Below are 23,464 nucleotides of genomic sequence, written 5' to 3'. Positions count from 1 at the left end.
CAGCGTCTACTGGCGCGGCGTGGCGTGACCCTGGTGGAGATCCCGGAAATCGCAGGAGATGGAGCGGCGGAGGGTCGGGTGGGGTGACGCGGGGTCGGACGGCGACATCGCGCAGACCTGAGCCGCCGCTACAGGGAGCGCAGGGAGATCAGTCCTGCGTCCGTCGGTCGGAAACCGCAGGCCTCGAAGTAGAAGGGCCGCAGGTGCTCTTCGAAGTCCACGTGCAGCCACTCGCAGCCGGCGGCACGGGCGTGCTGCGCGGCGGTGGCGATGAGGGTGGCGCCGATTCCCTGGGACCGACAGCGCTGAGCCACGACCGTGTCCAGGACGAAGGCGTGAACTCCGCCGTCCCAGGCGACGTTGACGAACCCGACGAGGGAGCCGCCGTCCCAGGCGCAGACCCAGCCGAGGCTGTGACGTCGCAGCCGTGTGCGCCAGTCGATGGTCGCCGGCCGGCCGCCGAAACCCTCGGCGTGCAGGGCGTTGAGGGAGGCGTTGTCGAAGTCGGCGCGCCATTCGTACGTCGTCGTCACGACCTGATCGTAGGGCTGTGGCGAACCAAGGGTGATCGGTTGTGGAGCAGCAGAGCTGTTCAAAGACGCCGTCGGACGACGTCTCATGGTGCGTGTGGGTGCCCGGTTCGAGAATGGCATCCTGGTCGAGTGAGAGGAGGTAGTCGCGTGAACGAGATCCTCAGCCCCGGTAGCTGTCGTAGCAGCGTGGAACTGCAGATTGATCGGGTCATTGTCGCGTCCCTCGAACAGGCCACTGTCAGTGTGCGCTGCCTGCGGGGGCCGGCCCGCCGCGGTGCCCGCTTCGGCCGCCTCAGTGATTCAGCACAAGCACTCGACCTGACACTGACACAGGCCGTTGTCTACGGGCATCGAGTGGCACAGCTGGACACCGGGCCTCACCGCCTTCGTGACGCTCCGAGGAGAAGGCGTCCAGCACCTCATGTCGGGCAGCCTGGCTTCCGGATGGCAGGTCGTCCAAGGCGACAACCCGTTGCCTTGACCCGGCGATCCACAAGAATTGACTATTGCTCAGCGGTCTATGCCGCGGCCTTCTGCCGAGCAAGCTCCCGCGCTCGCTCGTTCAGCTCTCGCGCCCTCGGATTGCCGAGGTGTGGGCGAATGCGTCGACGCATGATGCCGAAGTGCTCGTCCGCGCGGGCGGACGACAGTGAGGCGTAGTCGTCGAGGAACTCGTGCCAGGTCGAGCACGCGACTTCGAGGTGCCCGACTTCGAGCTGCCTCTGCGCGAGCAGGCCATTCGCGTGAGCGTTGCCCTGCTTCTCCACCGAAGGCCGTGCGCGGTTCGATGCCTTCATCGCCTCGACCGAGCCGGGGACGTCCCCGAGGGCGTACAGCACGCTCGACACGTGGAACTGGTAGGCCGCCTGATCGTAGCCCCCCACTGCGTCGCGCCTGTTGTCCGCCTTCGACAGAGCTGTTTCTGTCTCGGTCAGTCGGGTGAAGGCGAGCCCTCGGTCGCCGACCAGCGCAGCCCCGTGCGCCTGCTGTCCCCGAAGGAAGGCTTGCAGTCGCGGTCCGGCCTTCGGTGCGGCCTCTGCCGCTGAGTCGGCGAGTTCGAGGGACTTGTTCGCGTGCTTGAGGTTGGCGGCCTGAAGGGCCATTCCGCGTAGTGTGCGGCAGTAGGTCACCTCGTCACCGCCGGCTTTGGCCAGCCCGAGGGCCTGTCGGTAGTACCGCTGGCCGAGTCCGTGAGCCTTCTCGTACATGGCCATCCATCCCGTGAGGTACACGAGATCGGATGCGGCGGCGCGCATGTCGTTCTTGACGGCTTCGGTTCCGTCTGCTCGGAGGTAGGAGGCGACCGAATTCACGATGAAGGCGGCGGCCATCGGCCGCGCGTGAGCGCCCCCGAGTTCGTCGAGGATGTCGGCGATCTTGTCCGTCATGCTGCGGACCACGGCCACGTCCCCGGGGCCGATCCTGACTGTGCGGCCCGCGGCCTGGTGTTCAAGCCGGTCCAGGGTCTCGTCGGCTTCGGTGAAGTTCGGCACGGCGAGCGTTGCGGAGTAGAGCGCGGTCGTGAGGACCGTACGGCGCGAGGGGTCCATGTCTGCCCTTCCGGTGTCGACCAGACCCTCAATGGTGTTCATGGCGTGCGTGGGCGCAACCTCCATTCCGGACAGGCTCGGAGGAGCGTCAAGTCCCGCTTCCTCGTACGTGATCGGCCGCCCGAGGCGTCGGGACAAGGCCTCGATCACGATCGGCCGCGCGGTCTTCTGGGGGACTACTCCGTCCAGCCAATGTGCCACGGAGGACTCGTCGTAACGGAGCTTCAGACCGCGTTCGGCACCTACCCGGTTGACGGACAGAGCGAACTGCCGATGCATCCATTGGCCTTCGTCCAACAGTCGCGCAAGGTTGTCGTTCGGCTGGCCCTTTGGCACGTCCACCACTCCCCGCGAACTCCGACGTTCAAGTCGTTCAAGTTCTGCTGCCGTTCCAACGGTACTGCTGTGCGCATCGACTTGGTTGCGTAGAGCGACAACGTCAGTGAGAGGTGTACCGATGCAAAAGAGGGTCGAAGGGCGGAGGCTGGGCTACGAAGGGCCTTGCACCGTCACGGTGCGAGCCGGCGAGTGGCGCGGCTTCGACGAGCACGCGCCTGCTTGGTGGCCGAGAGACTTCCCGGCCCCTGACCACGCCGTCGTCCAGAGAGTCAACCACGGACTTCAGAGGCTGCTGCGCGTATGAGCGCTGAAATGCCTGCGTCGTCGGCCCCAGCCGCGACTTTGCCGGAACTCGAACCCGTCGCGGTCGAGGGCTGCGGTGTCTGCGCGGCCCTGGTCGAGCAGCGTGAGGGATATCGCAGGCTTTCGAACGCGGCGAGGGTCAACGACTGCAATGACGAGCTTGCGAACCATCCGCACCACAAGAGAACGAAAATGGCGGCCCGATGACCGCTCTCACCGTCCAGATGACGAAGCAGGCCTCTCCGGCGCTGGGAGACGTGGTTGTTCCTATCGGCATCCCCCTGCCCCTGGGCAGGCTGTGCGGGACGTGCGCGGGGTGGTGCCAGATCTGGTGTCCGGGCTGCTGCGGATTCGCGGGCTGTGCCCAGTGCGCCTACAACTACAAGGTTCCCTGCCCCTCGTGTGCGGGGGGAGACGCGGAGCCGATCCGATGGTGACGTTCCGCCTCGCCGCTGCCGGCGACCTTTGAGCCCCCGCCCCGACAGGTTCGAGAACCCTTGGACAGGTCGCCTGTCGGGGCGGGTTCCACCCCACCCACAAGGAAGGGACACAACGAGTATGACCGTCGCACTGGAAGCCTGGAGCGGCACGATGTACCGCGATCCTCGGGAGTTGCTGAACGCGGTACGCCCGTACGTCATTGACAAGACGTACAACATCTTCGACGCCCCCGGAGCTGAGGGCATCGACCTGTGGGAGCGTGAGGTACGGCTGCTGCTGCGCGACTCGGTCGCTGTGCGCAGCCTCGCGGAACGCGTCCTCGGTCAAGCCGTCGCCTACCTGATCACGGCGATGGAAAGTCCCGGCATCGATATCGGACCGGGCTACACCGTCGACATCGGGATTCACCAGATCATCCTGGACACGCCCGTCTACTTCGCCTTCTGCCAGGTGTACAACGGGGGCGCGTACAAGCATCACGCCCCGCTGGTCGAGCGGCGTCGTGACGGGACCGTCATGCGTACGGCCGACGTGATCCGCGAGCACGGCTTCGAGATCGACGACGAGCTGTGGGAAGTCGACGTGTCGGACTGCGGGCCGTGCGACGACAAGGTGCCCGACAGCCACTGACCGACCGGATATGGTGCCTCGCCTCCGCTACCCCGAGAGAGGCGGGGCACCCATATCCGTCCGTGCGATCAACTACACCCCGAAGGAACCCCGTTGGCCGCCGTACACAACTTCGACGACGAACGCGCGGTGTGGGACACCTACGCCGAGTCGACGCGCAAGGACGTCTTCGAGGGGGAGCCGGTGTTTCGGTGGACTCAGTACGCGGGTCACGGACCCGGCCCCGAGGTACTCGGTGAGCCCGCGAGTGTGCTGGAGATCGGCTGCGGTACGGGTCGCGCGCTCGCGTTCCTCGCGCGGCAGGGGGTGCAGGCTCGCGGGGTGGACATGTCCCCGGTCATGGTGGCCCGCACCACCCAGCGCTGGGGGCCCTCCGGGGTCGAGTTCGTGTGCGCCGAAGTGCTCGACTTCCTGAGGAGTGACACCGAGACCTACGACGCCGTGTACTCGGTCTTCGGTGCTGCCTGGTTCAGCGACCCCCGGAAACTCTTCCCCCTGGTTCGCCAACGACTCAACCCCGGGGGCGTGTTCGCGTTCGCCCAGCCGCCGGCCATCCCGGGGGCGTACGGGCCGCAGGGCATGTACAAGGGCGGCTTCGCGGGCCCGGCCAGATACACCTACCGGTACAGCTACACGCCTGCCTCTTGGCGGAGGCTTCTCGTGTCGGCGGGCTTCACGGAAGCGGTGGCGGTTGTTCTCGACGCACCGAAGTCAGACTGCATCGGGACGTTGAGTGTGCGGGCTGTGGCCCCGTAGACGGCATGCCTGAGAAGACCGGGCGGGCGGGTACTGCTCCACTGCCTGACAGAGCGAGTCCACCTGCTCAGGCGTTATGTCGTACTCGTAGGCGATGGCCTCGACGGTCTCGCCGGCCGCCCGGAGGCCCATGACGGCTCCGACCGGGACGCGGTTCTCGGCGATGACGGGCAGCCCGTGGCCGAACCGGGGGTCGATCACGACGGGCGCCAACTCCCCGTACTGCTTCAGCCGCAGGCTCGTCGGACAGTCGTCGTCGCCTTCCCAGGTCAGGTACCGGAGATGCACGGCCACCAGCTCATGGCCGTGATCGCCGAAGATGTCCACGCTGTCCGTCGCGACGCGCTTCGAGACCAGACCGTAGGGAGTGCCGAACGCGTTCCGTACGGCCGTTGCCGCGTCCCGGACCTCACGCGCCCGCAGCCCGAACAGCCGCAAGGCGCGCAGCACATGGGCTTCCGCCAAGCCGATGAAGGGGATTGCCGGTTGCCCTTTGCGCGCCGGTTCGACGCGATGGACGGCGGGGCGCCCGCAGCCGATTCCTTGAGCCAGCCTGTGATCGGACTTTGGCGGACGCGAGTTTGTGCCATCGGAGTTTGATCACCGCGGGTCAGTGACTCAGCGCACCGAAGGTACGCTGAGTCACTGACCCGCACTTATGTACAATTCCTCGCAAACGTGCAGGTCAGGGCCTTGCGATCGTCATGCAGGCTGCGCAATTTGTGGGGACGGGGGTCAGGAGGGCTTGACCGCCGAAACCGGGGTGGCGGTCACCTTGTTGTCGCACTCGGCCCACACCCCGTCGTTCAGGGCGACCTGGTGCTTCCCGGAGTGCGGCAGCCCGATGACCATCGTCGGATACGTCGACGGTGTCTTGCCTGACACGCAGTAGCCGTCGCCCTCCCCCTGGACCTGGACGAAGGTCAGCTTCACCCACGCCTTGCCGTGCGGCCGGACCGTCACGGTGGCTGCCCTGCCGGTGGCGGTGACCTTGAGCGGGGTGTTGTGGGAAGGGGAGCCGTTGCCGGCGCCCGCGACCGTCGGATGACCCTTCAGGACGCACGTCCCCCGGGAGACGTTGGTGAACTCCACGACCGCTGCCCCGGTCCCGGTCCCGACGGGCGGGTGGGCGGCCTGCCAGGCGCTGACCTGGAGAGCGGAGGCCGAGCAGGCGGGCGGCGGGGTGGAGGTGGTGGTGCTCGCCGCCATGGCGGTGCCGGGCAGGATGCCGGTCACCGCCGCCGCGACGGCCGTGACCGCCGTCGTCGCCAGAGCCGCCCTGTGAATGCCGTTGCTGTGACGCATGGTGTTGTCCCCCTGAGTCGTCTCGTCCGCGGGTTTCGGTCGTCGGTTATCGCCCCGCGGTACGTGAGTGCAGACAGGGCGGGAGAGTGGCAGGGTTCCGTGCGGCGACTACTCGTGACGGAACGGTGACGACAGGCCGCACCCGTGCAGATGGCCGTCAGAGCAGACAGAAGCACCTCCAGCACGCCACGGGTTTTACCACGCCCCCGGCGTGCACCTTCGGCACGCTGAGTCGCTGACCTGCGGTGATCAAACTCCGATGGCACAAACTCGCGTCCGTCAAAGTCCGATGGCAAACGGTCAAGATCCAGTGGCACGGGACATCCTCCTGCCGATCCCGAACCGGTTCCCCGAGCCGTCAAGCCGCCGCCCCCACGGAGGCCCCCCTGCAGTCGCGGCAGCGGGAGTGGCCCGCTGTCCGGAACGCCCGTTCGCAGCCGTCGCAGGTCTGCCAGGGGAGGACGAGGGGCTGGGGTGTGCCGGGAGTCGGGGCCCTCGTGGGCGTCGGGAGGGGCGCTTCGCGCAGGCGGAACGCCAGTACGCGGGCCGGGCGGGCCCGGAAGTGGTCGGGGAGGTCGGTGGTCAGGGCCCCGGTGATCTCCTCGGGCCGGAGACCTTGCCCGAGCCATTCGGCGACCGCCGGGGCCAACTCGGCGACCTCGCTGCGGGACAGGATCAACCTGCGGTCGACGATACGGAGCGAGGCGAGGATGACGACGGCCTGGGGGTCGGCTTCGGCGAGGCCGAGCGGGGGAGGGGGTGCGGCGGCAACAGGCGGGGGTGGGAGGGGCGTTGCTGCCTCCGGTGTCACCGGGGGCCCCGGTGCGGCAGTTTCCGTAGGGGGCGCTGCTGCTGGCGTGGTGTCCTCAACCGGGCCCGGATCCGGCTTCCTTGGCCGGGCGGGCTGTGGTGGACGAGAGGTCGGCCGGTCGGAGGCGGCGCCTGGTACGTCGTAGAAGAACGTCTGGGTGCGGACCTGGCCGTCGGCTCCACGCACTCGGCGCCGTTCCAGGTAGCCCGCCGCCTCCAACTCCCGTAGCGCACGCGAGATCAGGATCTCGCCCTCGTCGAAGTGGGCGCAGAGGGCGGCGATGCTGATGCGGGCGCCGTCGGGCACGGAGAGGATGTACGCCGCGACGCCGATGGTGACCGCGCTGCCGCGTCGCTGGGCGAGGGCGTTGGAGATCACGGTGAAGGCGCCGGTGAGGCGGGTGCGTACGTGGATCACACCGTAGGTGGGTGTGTTCGGGGCGTTCGTTGCGTTCGTTGCACCGGAGGTGGCGCGTGAGCGCGCGTTAGACTGAGTTTCAGCCATAGGGAAGCGATCTCTTCCTGATCGGTCAGGCCCTCGTACAGGATTGCAGTCCTTGCGAGGGCCGTCGTTTTGTGGGGTTGTTTCCGGGAACGTAACTCTCCGCACCCACTCACCGCAACTGAGTCACTCCTGAGAGTGAACATTCCAGGTTTCGCCGGGGCCCGCAGGGGACAACGGGCGGGAGGAGGGAGGCGGTTGGTTCTTTACCCAGGTTCTTTACCCCGGTTCTTTAAGGGGGTTGGGTCGTGGCCAACCGCGTCCCGGCGCACAAGTACCCGGCGCGACCTCAGTAGTGGTGGTCGGGCCAGTGCGGGTCCTCCCAGCGAGCGGGGCCGGTGAGGCCTATCAGCCGTACCCGGTGCAGGAGTTCCACGGTCGCCGCGTCCTGGGAACGCAGCCGTGCGGGGGCGTGGCGGACCAGCCAGGCCGCGAGTTCGGTGCGCATCTCGTCGGCGTTGTCGTCCTCCCACATCCTCCAGGGAAGCTCGTCTCGCAGTAGGTCGCACTCCCACCGGGTGGCCGCTTCCGCCAAGTGCCGGTCGGCCACCGGGTGATCGAGCGCCTCCCAGACGGTGAGCCACGGGCCGACCGTGCCGGAGGCCTCGGCGCACAGTTCGAGGAGCTCGTACACGGGGGCGACGGGATCCGGGTCGGTGAGGTTGAGCGCCCACCAGGCGTGCAGGAACTCCCACACCACCGCACTCTGGTGGACGGGCCACCGGTGCCACTTGCCCTTGGCGAACGAACGTCCCACCTCGTGTATGCGGTGCGGCTCCACGAGGCCGCCTGCGAGCGCTCTGGCGAACTGGGGCAGGACGCGACGCAGTACCGCGCCGTGGTCGGCCCAGTCGCAGGCATGCCAGGTGCGGTAGAGGAGATCCGGGTCGAGTTCCACGTCCGGGACCTTCAGCAGTGCGAGCTCTTCCGGTTCGCCCCAGTGACAGTCGCACTGGACCTCGTCGGCGTGGGCGGTCGAACCGCGAAAGGTGACAGCCAGGCTGTCCAGGGCGCGGTCGAGCCGGAGTTGGGCGGGGGCAGGAAGGGGGGTGTTGTCGACGTTCGTCGTTGCCGGGTTCATCGTTGTCGGCACAGCCTCAGGGACTCCAGGTGGCTTCCGCCAGCCGAAGATTGCGATCCTAGTCTCTGCCTACCCCCAGCCCGCCAGCGAAATAAGCGGGCCGCCGTCGAGATAGCGACGCAGGGCGCCCGCGCTCGAGCGCACGAACTCGCCCGGGGCCTGCGGGAGTGCGGCGACGTCGAACCAGCGGACCTGGGCGTGCTTGTCGGGTTCGCGGTTCTCGGGCTCGCCGGTCCAGTCGTGGGTCGCGAAGACGACGGTGAGGAAACCGTTGGGGGCTGCGACTCCCTGGGAGCCGTGGACGACGTGGGCGACCTCCAGGGCCTCCGGCCGCACGACGAGGCCGGTCTCCTCGTACAGCTCTCGTACCGCCGTGGCGGTGATGGGCTCGCCCGGTTCGCTCTTCCCGAGGGGCAGGTCCCACATGCCCTGGCCGAACTTGGCCCGTGGGCCACGCTGGAGAAGGACGACACGGTCGGCGGCCTTGTCGTGGACGATGACGGCGGCTACCAGCACGGTCATGGAACCGAGGGCGGGCTTCAGGGTTCTGCTGTGGTCGGTCATGGTGCGGCGGAGTCTAGGGCGACCCACTGACATCACTTCCGTCGTGCCAACGGCCGTTCCACGAGCGCGTACGACGCGAGGGCCGCCGCGACCGTCGCCACCATGCCCATCGGCAGCAACTGGTCGTCCGGCACGCCCAGGTCGGAGAGGAGGCGGATGGCGGGGTAGTGCCACAGGTACATCCCGTAGCTGAGGTTGCGGCCGACCCAGGCCAGGGCGCCGATCGAGAGGAGACGGGAGGGCCATGACCGGGGGAGCAGGTCCAGGGTCGCCACCACCGTGGCCGTCAGGACCGCGGCGAACAGGAAGCCGACCGTGTACCAGACGGGGTTCCATCCGCTCGCCTCGGCGATCGGGATCTGCCAGGCGACCAGGCCCAGCAGCGCGAGCGCGGGCCAGCACAGACGGCCCGACCAACGGCGGAGCAGTGCCAGACGAGGGTCGTCGGCTCGTAGGCGGGCCAGGACGACGGCCAGCAGGGCGCCGATCAGGAGTTGGTCGGCTCGGGTGTCGGGGCCGTTGTAGATGCGGTGCGCCGCCGAGGGGTCCCAGAGGGCGAGGCGCCAGAGCAGCGGCACGACGCACAGGGCCGCGACCCAGGCCAGTACCTTCCGGGCGGTGGTGCGCCGTAGAAGCAGGAGGAGCAGGAGCGGCCAGGCCAGGTAGAACTGCTCCTCCACCCCCAGGGACCAGGTGTGGCTGAGGGGCGAGGTGAGGTCCGAGTACGGGCCGGACTCACCCGCCCGTACGAGGTTGACGACCGACACGGCTGCCAGCACCGCCGCCGTCCACGCCCCGTCGAACAGCGGCAGCGGAAACGCCAGGGAGAGAAGCGCGGTGACCGCGCACATCGTCAGCATGGCCGGTCCCAGCCGCAGCCACCGGCGCTTGTAGAACGACCGCAGGCCGATGCCGCCGGTGCGGGCGTACTCGGCGATCAGCAGCCGGGTGATGACGAAGCCGCTGAGCGTGAAGAAGACGTCCACACCGACCGAGCCGCCGGGTACCAGATCCGGCTTCACGTGGTAGACGATCACCAGCACGACCGCGACCGTACGCAGTCCGTCCAGCCCTGCCACCCGCCCACCACCGCGCAGGGCCGACGGAAAACCCCGCCCGCGACCGGATCTGTGGAGCGCGTCCGTCGTCGGCGCGACCACGCTCCGCGGGCTCTCCTCCGCGACCTCGACTGCCGCGTCTACCGGGCTCCGGTTGGTGGGGGTGCTCATAACGACCGCGTCTGCCCAGCATCGGCGGAGTCACACTCAACCCTGCGGGTCTCGCGCCGGTCTACTCTGACGCCCCGGACAGCGGACAGCGGACAGCGGAAGTGGACAGCGGTCATGCGTGTGAGCGGAGACGAAACAGGATGAACAGCCGTACGGGAGCCCCTCGCAGAGTCGGCGCCAGCCGCAACAGACAGCCGGGGCGACGCGGCACGCGGATACATCGGACGCGTACGACCGTACGCACCACCGGTGTCCCCCTGAACCCGCCGGACGGTGCCGACAACCGCAGCGCCGCGCCCCTTCTCTCGGGCCCCGCCCGGCGTATCGCCGCCGTGAGCGCGCTGTTGCTGCTGCTCAGTGGCGTGGTCACGGTCGGTGTGTGGTTCTGCATCACGTTCCAGACCGTCGTCACGCCGGTGCTGCTCGCGTTGCTTCTCTCGGCCCTGCTCGGCCCGTTCTACCGGCGGCTGGTCAGGATGAAGTTCAACAAGTCCCTCGCCGCCGGGCTGACCTGCGCCGCTGTGATCCTGGTCATGGGCGGGGCCGCGTACATCGTGATGAACGCCCTGATCGACACCGGTGACCAGATCATCATGTCCGTGCAGCACGCGGCGAAGGATCTCAGCGAGCGCTTCGACGTGGTCGGCAACTCCCTGGACGAACTCGCCACCAACGCCAAGGACCTGTTCTCCAAGTTCGGTGGCACCGCCGTATCCGGTGTGCTGAGCGGCGTCAGTCTGCTCACCGAGATGATCGCCACCGCGACGCTCGCGATCCTGCTCCTCTTCTTCTTCCTCCGCGACTCCGACCGGGCCGTCGCCTCGCTGCACTCGCTGGCGCCCCGCGGCTCCGGCGCGACCCTGGAGGTCATGGCTCGCCGCGCCTTCCAGGCCATCGAGGGCTTCATGCTGGGGACGACGATCGTCGCGTTCATCGACGCCGTGTGCATCACCGTCGGTCTGCTGATCCTCCAGGTGCCGGGCGCCGTCGGCCTCGGGGGGCTGGTGTTCATCGGGGCGTACATCCCCTACCTGGGCGCGTTCCTCTCGGGCGCGGTGGCGGTCCTGGTCTCGTTCGCGGACGGCGGGCTCACCACCGCGCTGTGGGTCCTCGGCGTGGTCGCCCTCGTCCAGCTGCTGGAGGGCAACGTGTTCCAGCCGATGATCCAGAGCCGTACGCTCCAGATGCACCCGGCGGTGATCCTGGTCGCCCTCACCGCCGGCGCCTCCCTCGCCGGCATCCTCGGCATGCTGCTCTCCGTACCGTTGACGGCGGCCGCGTTCGGCGTGCTCTCGGAACTTCGGGGGCGGTACGAGGAAGGGACGGACCGGAGCGCCGAGGCGACGCGCTGACGGGACGGCTCGTCAAAGAGGGGTGGCCCGGCGATCAGCCGGACCACCCCTCCCTCGTGAACCCCGTAACCCCCGTCAGCGGGTTCAGCCGAGGTTGCGTACCTTGATCGAGTAGATACCCCGGCCGTGCGTGGCCGCGTACAGGGTGCTGCCGTCAGGGCCGAGCTTCAGCTGGAGCACGGCGACGGCCGGGAGGTCACCGACGCGCTGCCATGTCGTCCGGCCCGGTGCGCGGTAGACGACGCCGAGGTCGGTGCCGACGGCCAGGCCGCCGTTCGATGTGACGACGGCGGAGTCGGCGGGCACGTCCGGGAAGTTCTTGGAGATGTCCTTCCAGGTGGTGCCGCCGTCCTTGGACTCGAAGACATGGCCGACGCCCGCGCCCGGCCCCTCGGTCCACTGCCGGGAGAAGCCGTTGACCGTGAGGAACACGTGGTCGGCGTTCTTCGGGTCGATGGCGAAGCCGCTGAGGTAGCGGTTGGGCACGGTCCCGTCGACGGGAAGCGTGATGTCGTGCCAGCCGGTGCCGTCCGCGTTGCCGACGGAGATACCGCGCGCGAAGCCCTGGTTGTTGCAGGGGCCGCACCAGGCCGCGTAGACCTTGCCGCCGGACGCAGCGACAGCCGTCGCGGTGTGGCCGGCACCGAGGTCGTACACGCTGGTCCACTCGGCGCCGCTGCGGATGGCGTACCCGTGGGTCTGCACCCACACGTGACGGCCGCCCGCGATCCACGTCGAGGGGCTCTTCGCGTCGGCGGCGAGCGGGGCGATGAAGCGGGCCTCGCTGGTGGCGTTGTCGGCCGGGGCGACGTTGTACGACGTGGCCTTGCTGGCGTCGTCCATCCAACTACCGTCGTTGACCGCGCAGTTCTGGGTCACCTGGATGGACAGGTAGACGTACTCCTCAGCGATGTCGCAGCCGTTGGCCGGGTCGGTGAGGGTGTCGCCGCCGTCGCCGCCGAAGTTGGAGCCCATCACCCGGTCGTTGCTGCGCAGGACGGACTGGCCGTTGTCCTGGAGGCCGCCGGTGACGGAGACGCCCCCGTGGTCGAGGTCCTTGCCGATGCCGACCGAGTAGTACTGCAGGGTGTCGATGGTTCCGTCGTTGAGGGAGGTCCAGTCGGTGGCGTGTCCGGAGGTGTCCTGCCGGCCGTTCAGCGGGCGCTTGTAGACGCCGCCGTCGTTGCCGACGTACACGAAGCTCTTGCCGTGGTAGCGGCCGATCGCGACGCCGTGCTGGTCGGAGTGGGTCGTCTGGGGGCAGTCGCCGCTCTGCTTGGCCGGGTCGATGCTCCAGCAGGAGAAGCCGAAGTTCCAGTACGGGCCCACGGTCGACCAGGTGCCGCCGCCGTCCTTGGACTCGTAGACCTCCTCGAGTCCCGCGTACACGTGCTGCGGGTCGCTCGGGTCGACGGCCAGGAACTGGTTGTACCAGGCCTGGACGCCGGGCATGTAGCCGCTGGACGTCAGCGCCGAACCGGACGCGGCCAGACCCTGGTAGTCCGCGATCTTCGTCCAAGGTCCCGTCGGAGAACCGGACTTGGAGACGTAGAAGCCCTCCAGGCCGCTGTCCGGGTTGGTGTTCAGCTGCTCCGGTGACTGGTCGATGGCGTAGTAGCGGGAGCCGTCGGCGGAGCGGGCGAAGGTGACGTTGCCGACGCCGTCCGGGTCGGCCGGGAGATCGCCCAGACCGCTGGTGATCCGGGTCCAGGAGCCGTGCGCGCCCTTGGTGTAGAACCCGTTGTAGTCGTCACCGCTGCGCCAACCGATCGCGAGGACCACCTTGTCGGGGTTCTTCGGGTCGATCGCGATGTCGTTGGCGATGTTCTTGTACGGGGCGTCGGGGTCGGCTGCCTCCGAACCGCCGGGCAGGAACTCGGGGTTGGGGGCGAACTCCAGTTTCCAGGAGCCCTTCAGCGTCTTTGTGGAGTGGCTCCACACGCCCTTGCTGGTCGCCGCCCACACCTTGTTGCCGCCGAAGCGCAGTTGGTGGACGGTGGTGGACTCCAGCTCGTCGCCGCCGACCCGGGCGCGGGAGGAGAACGTGCCGTGGTGCGGGTCCGCCAGGACGTAGACGCCGCTGCCGAGGTAGGCGTCCGCGTTGGTCGTCGCCTCGCCGGTGCCCAGCCACAGGTGCCCGGCCCCGTCGAGGGCGAGCGCGCCGGTGGACTGTGCGGGCAGCCGGTCGCTGATGGCCTGCCAGTGGCCTCCGCCGGACCTGGACCGCCACACCCCGCCGCCCGCGCTGCCGGCGTACACGTACCCGTCGTCGTCGGCGGCCATCGCGGCCATCCGGCCCGTCACATTGCCGGAGCCGCCACTGGAGTTGGAGTCGGCGTCCCGGTAGCGCGAATCGTCGGAGTTGTAGGGAAGGTTTGTGACGCTCCGCCAACTACCCTTGGTGTTCGGCAGGTTGTTCAGGCTCTGCCATGCGGCGCCGTACGCGCCCGGTGCGACGACACCGGGTGAGGTGCGGGCCTCGGAGAACTGGTCCGCACCTTCGGCGATCTCGTCGGCCTCGTTGCCGTCGTCACCGTCACCGCCGTCGCCCTTGAGGCTGGGGGTGAGCGCGCCGACCGACTGCTCGCGCTGCGCGGCGAGTTGGTCGAGAACGCGGGGCCCGAAAGGGCTGTTGCCCCCGCCGGGCGCGGCGCCCGCGGGCATCGCGACGAGGGCGGCGGAGGCGGTGACGGCGCAGATCGTGAGCCATCGTCTTCTACGGGTTGGTGCTGACACCGGGTCCTCCCAGAAACGGGCGTGGGGAACGGCCGTAACAGCCGTCGCTGGGACCCGATCACGGAAAGAGGAAGAGACAGCCCGCATTTGGACATCCTTTGACCAGAACCTGCCACTTCGTGTACAGGTCACAGCCGGTGCATGGCATGGCGAAGGTCCGGTCGCTCGCCGCGACCCCCCAGCGCGCCAACTCGGTGCGACGCGGCTACCCGGGCCGACCGTCCACGTTGTTGTCCAGCAGGTCCCGGGTACGGCGCAGCAGCGCTTCCCGTACCTCGTCCGGTGACAGGACCCGCAGTGGTGTGGCCAGGGTGAGGAGGTATCTGGCGAGGCCGTCCGCGTCGGGGCCGCCGATGTCGACGATCGTCGCGCCGGGGCCTTCCCGGTGGTGGCTGCCGACCGTCGGGGGGATCATCCGAAGCGCCTGCTCCATGGGCAGAGGGAGGCGGATCCGCACGTAGAGCGGGTAGGCGCCCGCCGCGATGGAGCGGGAGACGAGCAGTGCCGGGTCGGGTGGGTCGAGGAGTTCCACCGGGCATCCGGTCGGCTGTATCCGGCCCACCCTGTCGGCCCGGAAGGTACGCCACTCGTCGCGCGTCACGTCCCGGGCGACGAAGTACCAACGGCGCCCCGTGTGCACCAGGCGGTACGGGTCGACGTCCCGGACCGTGGCCTTTCCTTCCCGGTCGCGGTACGACATGCGGCTGCGCTCGCCCCCACGGCACGCGGCGGCCAGCTCCAGCAGCATGCCGGGCGCGATCTGCGGCTCGTCGGGCCTCGGGGTGTGGACGAGGGCGGCGTCCATCTCGCCCAGCCGGTCCGCGATCCGGCGTGGCAGAACCTGACGGAGCTTCAACAGGGCGGACAGCGCGGCCTGGTCACCGCCGAGAACACCGCTGAGCGCGGCCTCGCGCAGCCCGACCGCCACCGCGAGCGCCTCCTCGTCGTCGAGGATCAACGGCGGCACCTGGCTTCCGGCACGGAGACGATAGCCGCCCCACGGCCCGGGGTCGGACTCGACGCCGTAGCCGAGTTCCCGGAGCCTCGCGATGTCCCGCCGTACCGTGCGCTCGGTGACCGCCAACTGACCGGCCAGCTCACCGCAGGTCCACGACGGCCGCGCGCACAGCAGTGAGACCAGGCGCAGCAGGCGGGCGGAGGTGCTGATCACGCTCGGAAGTGTCCCGCAAGATGTCGCACGACCAGGACCGAATCTGTCCTGGTCCCGTCATAGAGTCTTCCCCATGAGCACCGAAAGCCAGACAGACCTGACAAATCCGACAAGCGCGAGCGAGCCCACAACTACACCCGCGAGCACACCCGCAAGTACACCCGCGATCCGCTACGCGGCAGTCACCTTCGACTGCCTCGACCCCGCCGAACTGGCCCGTTTCTACGGCGACGCCCTCGGTCTGCCCGTCACCTACTCCTCCGACGACTTCGTCATGCTCGGCCAGGAGGGCTCGGCCGGACTGGGGTTCAACCGCCTGGCCGACTACCGGCGTCCGACCTGGCCGGACTCGTCGCAGGAGAAGCAGGCCCACCTCGAACTGGGCGTCGACGACCTGGACGAAGCCCAGGCCCGGCTGCTGGCCCTGGGGGCCGTCGAACCCGCCGTACAGACGCAACCCGACCGGTGGCGGGTCCTGTTGGACCCCGCCGGCCACCCCTTCTGCATCACGACCCTGGCCCGAGCATGATCGGCAGACTGATGACGATGACGGCGCACCCGGGCCGAGGCGGCGAACTCGCGGCCGTCCTGCTGAGGGTGGCGCGGAACCTGCGCGGATTCCCCGGCTGCGAGATCTATCTGATCAGCCAGGACGCGGCCGATCCGGACACGGTGCACATCACCGAGGTCTGGCAGGACGACGACAGCGCTCAGGCGGCCCTCACCGCCCCACCGACCGCCGACGGCCCGGCCCCCACGGACGTCCTGGCACTGCTGTCGTCCCCACCGCACCGCACGGACCTCACGGTCCTGGGGGGAGTGGGGTTGCCCGCATAGCTCAGTACGGGCTGGTCTCGCCCTCGGTGGTCACGCGGAAGCTGTTCAGGAGTTGCGGACGAGTTGGTGGAAGCCGACCGTGATGACGAGGTCGGCGAGCCGGCCCACGTTGAGGAACTCCAGTACGTCCGCGCGTTCGGCGTCGCTCAGGGTGTGCCGGGCGAGCAGGCGGTCCGTGCAGCGGCGGACCGCCGCCTCGTCCGTCGACAGCTCCTCGGTGGAACCGGTCGCGGCAGCGGCGATCGCGGCCGGGCTCAGACCGACCAGGCGGCCGATGTGTTGCCCGCAGGAAGGCCGAGGCGGAGGAAGCCGGCGGTACGCGGGAAGTTCAGGGCAGATCAGTGCCTCCCGCCCAACCCACGTGCCCTCAACATGCCCCGGCCGCCCGACAGCCCCCGGGGGACACGCAAAGGGCGGGGTCCGAGAACCCCGCCCGCTACCGCCTACTGCCTACCGTCAGAACCTCACCTCACGGCCAGACATGGCAATAAGGCTGATGCCCCGCCTCATGCAGCCGACGCAGGTCAGCACACCTTTCACCGAGAACCCCCGGGTCAGCGCCCTCCCGCTTCCAATCGCTGCACGCGTGGCAGGACTTCAGCAATATCCCTCTCCGCAGTTCTCACTGTTCAACGCCGTTTCCCAGGTTCATGTGCCCTGGATGTGCCCTCGGGCCCACTCGCCAGAGGACTCCCTCTTCGGCCGACGAGCTGGCCCTGGGAGGGGCCCGTCGCCAGGGTCACCCGTGAAAAGGGCTTGTGACCCGGGGCTTCTGCTATGCAGCCCTGCGCCCTCTTTCCGCATGCGCCCGGATGATGTCCGCGTACCGGTGACCGCTGCCCTTCACTGTGCGCTTCTGGGTCGGGTAGTCGACGTGCACCAGCCCGAAGCGCTTGTCGTAGCCGTACGCCCACTCGAAGTTGTCCAGCAGCGACCAGGCGAAGTAGCCGGCGAGCGGGGCACCCTGGCGGGCTGCTGAGGTGCAGGCCGCGAGGTGCTGCTCCAGGTACTCGGTGCGCTCTGGATCGTCGACGTGCCGTCGGGGCGTACGACGTCGGGGTAGGCGGAGCCGTTCTCCGTGACGTACAGCTTGCGGGCGCCGTACTCGCGCGTGAGGCGGAGCAGGAGTGTCTCGATGCCGGAGGCGTCGATCTCCCAGTCCATGCCGGTGCGGGGCACGCCGAGTCGGGGGACCGTGCGGGCCCGTGGGGCCGGCCCGGTGCGGTCGTCGGCGACGGTGAACGGCATGTAGTAGTTGAGGCCCAGCCAGTCCAGGGGCTGCGCGATGGTGGCCGAGTCGCCTGGGTGTTCCGGGAGTTCGACTCCGTACACCTCGCGCATGTCTTCCGGGAAGCCGCGGCCGTGGACCGGGTCGAGCCACCAGCGGTTGGTGTGGCCGTCCATGCGGCGGGCGGCGGCGACGTCCTCGGGGCGGTCGGTGGCGGCGTGGATCGTGGAGAGGTTGTTGACGATGCCGACCTGGGCGTCCGGCGCCGCCGCGCGGATCGCCTGCGTGGCGAGGCCGTGACCGAGGAGGAGGTGGTAGGAGGCGCGGACGGCGGCGGTGAGGTCGGTCAGCCCGGGGGCCATCTTGCCCTCCAGGTGGCCGATCCAGGCCGAGCAGAGGGGCTCGTTGAGGGTGGTCCAGTGGTGGACACGGTCGCCGAGACGCTCGGCGACGACCGCGGCGTACGAGGCGAAGTGGTGGGCCGTGTCGCGGACCGGCCAGCCGCCCCGGTCCTGGAGCACCTGAGGCAGGTCCCAGTGGTAGAGGGTGACGGACGGGGTGATGCCCGCTTCCAGCAGGCCGTCGATCAACGCGTCGTAGTGGTCGAGCCCCTTGGCGTTGACCGGGCCGTCGCCGCCGGGCACCACGCGCGGCCAGGCGATCGACAGTCGGTAGGCGTTGGTGCCGAGGTCACGCATCAGCGCGATGTCGTCGCGCCAGCGGTGGTAGTGGTCGCAGGCGGTGTCCCCGTGGTCGCCGTTGTCGGTCTTGCCGGGGGTGTGCGAGAACGTGTCCCAGATGGAGGGGGAGCGGCCGTCCTCTGCCACGGCCCCCTCGATCTGGTAGGCCGACGTGGCCGTGCCCCACAGGAAGTCCTCGGGGAGTGCGGCAAGGTCGATGGTCACGAAGTTCCCTTCGGGGGCAGGCGAGTTGGTCACTTGACGGCGCCTGCGGTGAGCCCGGCGACGAGATAGCGCTGCAGGAGCAGGAACCCGGCGACCACGGGCACGCTGACCACCAGCGACGCGGCCATGATCTGGTTCCAGTAGACGTTGTTGAGCGTGGAGTAGCCCTGGAGGCCCACGGCGAGTGTGCGCGTACTGTCGTTGGTCATCACGGACGCGAACAGCACTTCGCCCCAGGCGGTCATGAAGGCGTAGACGGCGACCGCGATGATGCCGGGGATCGCGGCCGGGACGACGACCCTGAACAGCGCGCCGAGCGGGCCGCAGCCGTCCACCAGCGCGGCTTCGTCCAGCTCGCGCGGCACCGAGTCGAAGTAGCCGATGAGCATCCAGATCGAGAACGGCAGCGAGAAGGTCAGATACGTAAGGATCAGTCCGCCGCGGGAGCCGAACAGGGCGATGCCGGTGGCGTTGCCGATGTTGACGTAGATGAGGAACAGCGGGAGCAGGAAGAGGATGCCGGGGAACATCTGCGTGGACAGCACGGTGACCGTGAAGACGCGCTTGCCCCGGAACTCGTAGCGGCTCACCGCATACGCCGCGAACACCGCGATCACCACCGAGCAGACCGTCGCCGCGCCCGCCACGATCAGCGAGTTCATGAAGTAGCGAGCGAGCGGGATCGTCGACCAGATGTCGATGTACGGGCGGATGGTCACGCTGCTCGGCAGCCAGCGGAACTCTCCCGAGACGTCGGCCAGGGGCTTCAGCGAGCTGGAGACCATCACGTAGACCGGTACCAGGACGAAACTGGCGAGCAGGGTCAGGAAGATCCGCCGTGACCAGAAGTAGGACCGGGGCGGAGCCATCGGCGAGCGGTGCGCCTGGGAGTTGCTAGACATCGGCCGGCTTCCTTCCTCGGGAGGTCAGCAGGAGGTAGACGCCCGTCAGCACGAGCAGGAAGAGCAGCAGCAAAACGGACATGGCGGAGCCGGTGCCGAAGTTCCAGGTGACGAACGACGCCTGGTAGATGTGGACCGAGATGAGGTCCGCGGCCTCCGGAGCCGACTTGCCGAACAGGACGAACGGCGTGTTGAAGTCGTTGAACGTCCACAGGAACAGGACCAGCACCAGGACCTGGTTGACCGGGCGTAGCGACGGCAGGGTGATGCGGCGGATCTGCTGCCACATGCCGGCGCCGTCGAGGGCGGCTGCCTCGTACAGCTCGCCCGGGATGTTCTGCAGTCCGGCCATGACGATGAGGAAGGCGAACGGCCAGCCCTTCCACACCGACACGATCAGCAGCGCGTAGAAGCTGTTGTCGCCGATGAGCCAGAAGGACGGCTTGTCGGTGAGGTGCAGCTGGTCGTGCAGGACGTGGTTCACCAGGCCGTTGTCGTGCTGGAACATGAACACCCAGGTGATGACGGCCGCGTAGACCGGCAGGGCGTACGGGACGAGGAAGAGCGCCCTCAACAGCCCGCGGCCGCGGAAGGTGTCCTGCATGTAGATCGCGGCCGCCGTGCCGATCAGCCAGCACAGGCCGACCGACAGGAGGGTGAAGGCGACGGTGACGAGGAAGGAGTGCAGCAGCGCCTCGCCGACGGGGGCGTCGAAGTCCACCGACACCTTGTAGTTGCCGAGGCCCGACCAGGGGGCGGTGCCCCAGTCGCGGATGTAGAACTGGGTGAGCTCCTTGAAGCTCATCACGATGCCGATCACCATCGGCACGAGGTGGACGAGGAGTTCGAGGAGCAGGGCGGGCAGGAGCAGCAGGTACGGCAGTCCGATGCGGCGGATCCTTCCGGGGCGGCGGAAGCGGGGCGTTTGCTCCGCCTCCCCGGAAGGGATCTTGGGCGCCGCAGCCTCTGCGGGGGCAGTGGTCGGCATCGTGCTCACTTCGTCGGCATCTGCTGCTGGGCCTTCTCCAGCGCCGCCTTCACCGACGCGGTGGTCACCGCGCGTCCGGCCGCTGCGTCGGCGAACAGCTCCTTGACGGCGGTACCGACGGCCGTCTCGAACTGTGACTCGTCGGCGACCTGCGGCAACGCGGCGGCGCTCCCCGCGAGGGTGTCCTTCAGGACCGTGGTGTCCGGCGCGTTGAAGGCGGCGTCGGCCTGGGCGGTCTTCACCGGCGGGATGGAGCCGTACGCGGTGTTGAGGGTCTTCTGTTCGGCGTCGCTGGTCATGAACTTCACGAACTTGGTTGCGCCGTCGAGGTTGTCGGTGTTCTTGAAGACGGCCAGGTTGATGCCCGCGACCATCGAGTTCACCTGAGTGCCGGTGCCCGGGGTGCCGGACTGCACGGGCACGGGGGCGATGCCGTACGCGTCCGCGCTCATGCCCTGCGACTTGAGGTTGGCGGCCGCGCCCTGCCACAGCAGCATCGCGTTCTTGCCCTTGGCGAAGTCGCTGACGGACTGGTTCTGGGCGTACTCGGCGTTGCCCGGCGCGATGATCTTGTCCTTGGCCATCAGGTCGACGTATTGCTTGATCCCGGCGACCGCGCCGTCATTGGTGAAGTCGGGCTTGCCGTCGGCGGTGAAGAAGTCGGCGCCATGCTGCTTGGCGAAGACGAAGGCGTGGTGGATGTTCTCCGAGGGGTTCGAGCCTTCGGCGCCCAGGCCCCACTTGCCGTCCTTGGAGAGCTTCTTGCCGTCGGCGGTCAGCTCGTCCCAGGTGGCCGGCGGCTTGGCTATCCCGGCGTCGGCGAACATCTTCTTGTTGTAGTAGAGCGCGTACGACATCGAGTACAGCGGGACTGCGGCCGGGTCCTGGCCCTGCGCTCCCGTCGAGCCGAGCGCGGAGTCGACGAAGCGGTCCTTGCCGCCGATCGCGGCGAAGTTCTTCGCATCCCACGGCAGCAGCCCTCCGGTGGCCTGCAGTGAGGCGCTCCAGGTGTTGCCGATGTTCAGGACGTCGGGGCCCTGGCCCGAGGTTGTCGCGGTGAGGATCCGGTTCAGCAGGTCCGACCAGGGGACGACCTCCAGCTTCACCTTGATGCCGGTCTGCTTCTCGAACGTGTCGAGTTCCGGCTGGAGGACCTTCTTGTCGACCTCGATGCTGGCGCCCTGATTGGAGGCCCAGTACGTCAGGGTCTTCGGCGAGTCGTTGGACCCGCCGCTGGTCGACGAGCCGCCGCCACAGGCGGTCACGACGGTCAGCAGGGAAACAGTGACCGCACCGGCGGCCGCGGCTCGGGTTCTGCGCATGGCTCTGGGGTCCCTTCCAGGGGAGGCCCACGGGCGGGCATACGTCCCATCGCCCACAGGCTTAATTTACGATGTGATTTAAGGGCGTGGAGAAAGTCGCGTCAAGTGCTCGCGCACCGGTATCTTGCAGGTTCGGGCAGATGGGAAGGGGACCCACATGGCGGGGCGGAGCGGGCGGACAGTGCGTGACCTGCGGCGGGGCAATCGCACCGCCGTACTGCAACGGTTGTATTTCGACGGGCCGATGAGCCGCTTCGAGCTGGCCCCGGCCACCGGGCTGAGCGGCGGTTCCATCAGCAACGTGGTCGCGGAACTGGTCGAGGACAACCTTGTCGAGGAGGCCGGCAGCGTCGAGTCCGACGGCGGACGGCCCCGCATCCTGCTGCGGGTCGCGCCCGCCAGCGGCCACATGATCGGCGTTGACGTCGGTGAGACCCGCGTACGCGTCGAGCTCTTCGACCTCACCCTCACCGAGCTCGCCCGCACGGAACGGCCCTTGGAGCATCAGGGCTACGACGTCGAGGTCATCGTCGGCCACATCCGTGACGGCATCGCCGAGGTTCTCGCCGAGAGCGACATCGCCCCCGAGCAGCTTCTGGGCGTCGGTATCGGCGTCCCAGGCATCGTGGCCCGCACCCCTGAACAGGGAGCCGTGATCCATGGCCAGACGATCGGCTGGGACGCCGTCCCGCTCGAATCCCTGCTGCGCTCGGCCTGCGAACTCCCCGACTCCATCCCGTACTTCATCGACAACGGCGCCCGGACGCTCGGCCTGGCCGAGATGTGGTTCGGTGCCGGCCGTGGCGCCCGCGACGCGGTCGTCGTCCTCCTGGGTTCCGGCGTCGGAGCCTGCCTCGTCACTCAGGAGGTGGAGCACGGCCGGTCCGTGGAGTGGGGGCATCTGACCGTACGGGTCGGGGGGCGCCGCTGCCGCTGCGGCGCCCGGGGCTGCCTGGAAGCGTACGTGGGAGCGGGGGCGCTCCTCGAGCGCTGGCGCGAGGCGGGCGGACGCCCGCCGGAGGGCACCGATGAGGAGACCGCGCTGACCGCGATGCTCACCGCGGCCTACCCGGCCGAGGGCGTCGCGGCCGACCCGGTGGCACTCGCCGTCCTGGAGGAGACCGCCGAGTACGTGGGCGCCGGCCTGTCCGACCTGATCAACCTCTTCCAGCCCGAGCGCATCCTCATCGGCGGCTGGGCAGGACTCCAGCTCGGCGCCCGCTTCCTGCCCGCCGTACGCCGGCACGCCGCCTCCTACGCCCTGCGCTATCCGGCCGAACGGGTCGCGATCGACCTCGGCAGACTCGGCTTGGACGCGGTCACCGTCGGCGCCGCGATCCTGCCCCTCGCCGACTTCTTCGCACGGGGCGGGCGGCGCGCCGAGCCCGTGAGCGAGGGACCGTCTCCGGCGTGGCGCACGGTGTTAGACGAACGGGCCGCGCGCTGAAGAGCCGGCATGAACGGATTTTGGCCTCCTGGCTCGCGGAGGCGACCAGGCCATCACCTTTGCGGGCGAAAGCGCGTCCGCCGTAAGGTCCGCGACCACGAACGTCTCTCGCAGCAAAGCGACGCCCGCGTGATGTGGTCGCTCATTTGTGATCCGGCTGAGGATGACGCTGCCACGCGGCGGGGCAGCACGACGAAGCCCTGGACGCCTTCGAGTCGGAGGCGGTCTTCGGGGTTTACGTGGATGAAGTCGTCGGCACGGCTTACGAGTTGGGCGGTGTAAGCGCCGGCGAGCTCCATGCTGCCGCGCGGTGCGCCACGCTGCTCGGAGCACCGCGGAAGCGGCACGTCGGGTTCCGGTCGCTGCGATTCATTGGGTCCGACATCTTGACGCGCGGCACCTGGAGCACTTCCATTACACCTTGAAATAAGACGTGCGGCGTTTCCGTGTGTGGGGACCACACCGGCCCGCGGCCCTCGACCGGCCGCCTGCCCAGGGCTGCGCACCTCGCCAACCAGCCTGTGCTCGCCCGT

Annotated in this window: 19 protein-coding genes and 1 pseudogene; 6 read left to right on the top strand and 14 right to left on the bottom strand. The window is 68.8% G+C overall.

All coding sequences use genetic code 11. From position 1 onward, the window contains the following. Positions 1-128: 128 nt before the first annotated feature. A complete protein-coding gene (locus tag QA861_RS43195; protein WP_334594421.1) occupies positions 129-533 on the bottom strand; it encodes a GNAT family N-acetyltransferase in 405 nt (134 codons plus the stop codon). A 518-nt stretch (positions 534-1,051) separates the two neighbouring features. Beyond that, positions 1,052-2,425, bottom strand: coding sequence for an NsdA family TPR-like regulatory protein (locus QA861_RS43190; protein WP_503461761.1), 1,374 nt, complete (start codon positions 2,423-2,425; stop codon positions 1,052-1,054). Positions 2,426-3,283: 858 nt separating this feature from the next. Here QA861_RS43190 and QA861_RS43185 point away from each other — a divergent pair. Together QA861_RS43185 and QA861_RS43180 are read left to right on the top strand one after the other, a co-directional pair. Beyond that, complete coding sequence (locus QA861_RS43185) at positions 3,284-3,796, top strand: hypothetical protein (RefSeq protein ID WP_334594419.1); 513 nt, start codon at positions 3,284-3,286, stop codon at positions 3,794-3,796. Positions 3,797-3,889: 93 nt separating this feature from the next. Beyond that, a complete protein-coding gene (locus QA861_RS43180; protein WP_334594418.1) occupies positions 3,890-4,552 on the top strand; it encodes a class I SAM-dependent DNA methyltransferase in 663 nt (220 codons plus the stop codon). Here QA861_RS43180 and QA861_RS43175 read toward each other — a convergent pair. The 6 genes from QA861_RS43175 to QA861_RS43150 form a co-directional block, all read right to left on the bottom strand. Further along, on the bottom strand, positions 4,508-5,092 hold the full coding sequence (locus QA861_RS43175) for a DUF433 domain-containing protein (RefSeq protein WP_334595035.1): 585 nt from the start codon (positions 5,090-5,092) through the stop codon (positions 4,508-4,510). The two genes, QA861_RS43180 and QA861_RS43175, sit on opposite strands and share 45 nt — an antisense overlap. 195 nt (positions 5,093-5,287) lie before the next feature. Next, complete coding sequence (locus QA861_RS43170; RefSeq protein WP_334594417.1) at positions 5,288-5,857, bottom strand: DUF4232 domain-containing protein; 570 nt, start codon at positions 5,855-5,857, stop codon at positions 5,288-5,290. Positions 5,858-6,215: 358 nt separating this feature from the next. Further along, on the bottom strand, positions 6,216-7,172 hold the full coding sequence (locus QA861_RS43165) for a hypothetical protein (RefSeq protein ID WP_334594415.1): 957 nt from the start codon (positions 7,170-7,172) through the stop codon (positions 6,216-6,218). A gap of 286 nt (positions 7,173-7,458) precedes the next feature. Next, positions 7,459-8,250: a hypothetical protein gene (locus tag QA861_RS43160; protein WP_334595034.1), complete on the bottom strand. Its 792-nt coding sequence runs from the start codon at positions 8,248-8,250 to the stop codon at positions 7,459-7,461. 69 nt (positions 8,251-8,319) lie between these two features. After that, positions 8,320-8,814, bottom strand: coding sequence for an NUDIX domain-containing protein (locus QA861_RS43155; protein ID WP_334594414.1), 495 nt, complete (start codon positions 8,812-8,814; stop codon positions 8,320-8,322). A 32-nt stretch (positions 8,815-8,846) separates the two neighbouring features. Beyond that, positions 8,847-10,043, bottom strand: coding sequence for an acyltransferase family protein (locus tag QA861_RS43150; protein WP_334594413.1), 1,197 nt, complete (start codon positions 10,041-10,043; stop codon positions 8,847-8,849). 140 nt (positions 10,044-10,183) lie between these two features. Here QA861_RS43150 and QA861_RS43145 point away from each other — a divergent pair, with 140 nt between their 5' ends. Continuing rightward, entirely contained in the window at positions 10,184-11,395 is a 1,212-nt protein-coding gene (locus QA861_RS43145; RefSeq protein WP_334594412.1) for an AI-2E family transporter, read from the top strand. Positions 11,396-11,479: 84 nt separating this feature from the next. Here the strand turns inward: QA861_RS43145 and QA861_RS43140 are convergent, their stop codons facing one another. Further along, entirely contained in the window at positions 11,480-14,131 is a 2,652-nt protein-coding gene (locus QA861_RS43140) for a WD40/YVTN/BNR-like repeat-containing protein (protein WP_334594411.1), read from the bottom strand. 205 nt (positions 14,132-14,336) lie between these two features. Next, positions 14,337-15,302 carry a helix-turn-helix transcriptional regulator gene (locus QA861_RS43135; RefSeq protein ID WP_334594409.1) on the bottom strand — a complete coding sequence of 322 codons (966 nt, stop codon included), beginning with the start codon at positions 15,300-15,302 and terminating at the stop codon, positions 14,337-14,339. Between the two features lie 73 nt (positions 15,303-15,375). Here QA861_RS43135 and QA861_RS43130 point away from each other — a divergent pair, with 73 nt between their 5' ends. After that, positions 15,376-15,831, top strand: a complete 456-nt coding sequence (locus tag QA861_RS43130; RefSeq protein WP_334594408.1) for a VOC family protein — start codon at positions 15,376-15,378, stop codon at positions 15,829-15,831. Next, a complete protein-coding gene (locus tag QA861_RS43125; RefSeq protein WP_334594407.1) occupies positions 15,828-16,139 on the top strand; it encodes a putative quinol monooxygenase in 312 nt (103 codons plus the stop codon). The genes QA861_RS43130 and QA861_RS43125 overlap by 4 nt, the downstream gene beginning before the upstream one ends. A 775-nt stretch (positions 16,140-16,914) precedes the next feature. On the opposite strand, the pseudogene QA861_RS43120 reads toward QA861_RS43125, so the two are convergent. The 4 genes and pseudogenes from QA861_RS43120 to QA861_RS43105 form a co-directional block, all read right to left on the bottom strand. Beyond that, positions 16,915-18,272: pseudogene (locus QA861_RS43120) on the bottom strand (GH1 family beta-glucosidase). Positions 18,273-18,301: 29 nt separating this feature from the next. Next, positions 18,302-19,141 carry a carbohydrate ABC transporter permease gene (locus tag QA861_RS43115; protein WP_334595033.1) on the bottom strand — a complete coding sequence of 280 codons (840 nt, stop codon included), beginning with the start codon at positions 19,139-19,141 and terminating at the stop codon, positions 18,302-18,304. Between the two features lie 25 nt (positions 19,142-19,166). Then, positions 19,167-20,162, bottom strand: coding sequence for a carbohydrate ABC transporter permease (locus tag QA861_RS43110; protein ID WP_334594406.1), 996 nt, complete (start codon positions 20,160-20,162; stop codon positions 19,167-19,169). 5 nt (positions 20,163-20,167) lie between these two features. Further along, positions 20,168-21,484: an ABC transporter substrate-binding protein gene (locus QA861_RS43105; RefSeq protein WP_334594405.1), complete on the bottom strand. Its 1,317-nt coding sequence runs from the start codon at positions 21,482-21,484 to the stop codon at positions 20,168-20,170. A 157-nt stretch (positions 21,485-21,641) separates the two neighbouring features. Here QA861_RS43105 and QA861_RS43100 point away from each other — a divergent pair, with 157 nt between their 5' ends. Beyond that, the gene (locus QA861_RS43100; protein ID WP_334594403.1) at positions 21,642-22,931 is read left to right on the top strand and encodes an ROK family transcriptional regulator; all 1,290 of its coding nucleotides are present in this window, start codon (positions 21,642-21,644) and stop codon (positions 22,929-22,931) included. The last annotated feature ends 533 nt before the right edge of the window (positions 22,932-23,464 follow it).

Source organism: Streptomyces sp. B21-083 (assembly GCF_036898825.1).
GTDB lineage: Bacteria > Actinomycetota > Actinomycetes > Streptomycetales > Streptomycetaceae > Streptomyces.
The sequence above is the reverse complement of the archived record's forward strand: the minus strand, read 5'-3'. Positions and strand labels throughout refer to the sequence as shown.

Coding starts and splice junctions, on each gene's coding strand:
- QA861_RS43155 (WP_334594414.1), bottom strand. CDS start 8,814: ATGACCGACCACAGCAGAACCCTGAAGCCCGCCCTCGGTTCCATGACC.
- QA861_RS43170 (WP_334594417.1), bottom strand. CDS start 5,857: ATGCGTCACAGCAACGGCATTCACAGGGCGGCTCTGGCGACGACGGCG.
- QA861_RS43100 (WP_334594403.1), top strand. CDS start 21,642: ATGGCGGGGCGGAGCGGGCGGACAGTGCGTGACCTGCGGCGGGGCAAT.
- QA861_RS43160 (WP_334595034.1), bottom strand. CDS start 8,250: ATGAACCCGGCAACGACGAACGTCGACAACACCCCCCTTCCTGCCCCC.
- QA861_RS43115 (WP_334595033.1), bottom strand. CDS start 19,141: ATGGCTCCGCCCCGGTCCTACTTCTGGTCACGGCGGATCTTCCTGACC.
- QA861_RS43185 (WP_334594419.1), top strand. CDS start 3,284: ATGACCGTCGCACTGGAAGCCTGGAGCGGCACGATGTACCGCGATCCT.
- QA861_RS43145 (WP_334594412.1), top strand. CDS start 10,184: ATGAACAGCCGTACGGGAGCCCCTCGCAGAGTCGGCGCCAGCCGCAAC.
- QA861_RS43110 (WP_334594406.1), bottom strand. CDS start 20,162: ATGCCGACCACTGCCCCCGCAGAGGCTGCGGCGCCCAAGATCCCTTCC.
- QA861_RS43150 (WP_334594413.1), bottom strand. CDS start 10,043: ATGAGCACCCCCACCAACCGGAGCCCGGTAGACGCGGCAGTCGAGGTC.
- QA861_RS43130 (WP_334594408.1), top strand. CDS start 15,376: ATGAGCACCGAAAGCCAGACAGACCTGACAAATCCGACAAGCGCGAGC.
- QA861_RS43105 (WP_334594405.1), bottom strand. CDS start 21,484: ATGCGCAGAACCCGAGCCGCGGCCGCCGGTGCGGTCACTGTTTCCCTG.
- QA861_RS43165 (WP_334594415.1), bottom strand. CDS start 7,172: ATGGCTGAAACTCAGTCTAACGCGCGCTCACGCGCCACCTCCGGTGCA.
- QA861_RS43125 (WP_334594407.1), top strand. CDS start 15,828: ATGATCGGCAGACTGATGACGATGACGGCGCACCCGGGCCGAGGCGGC.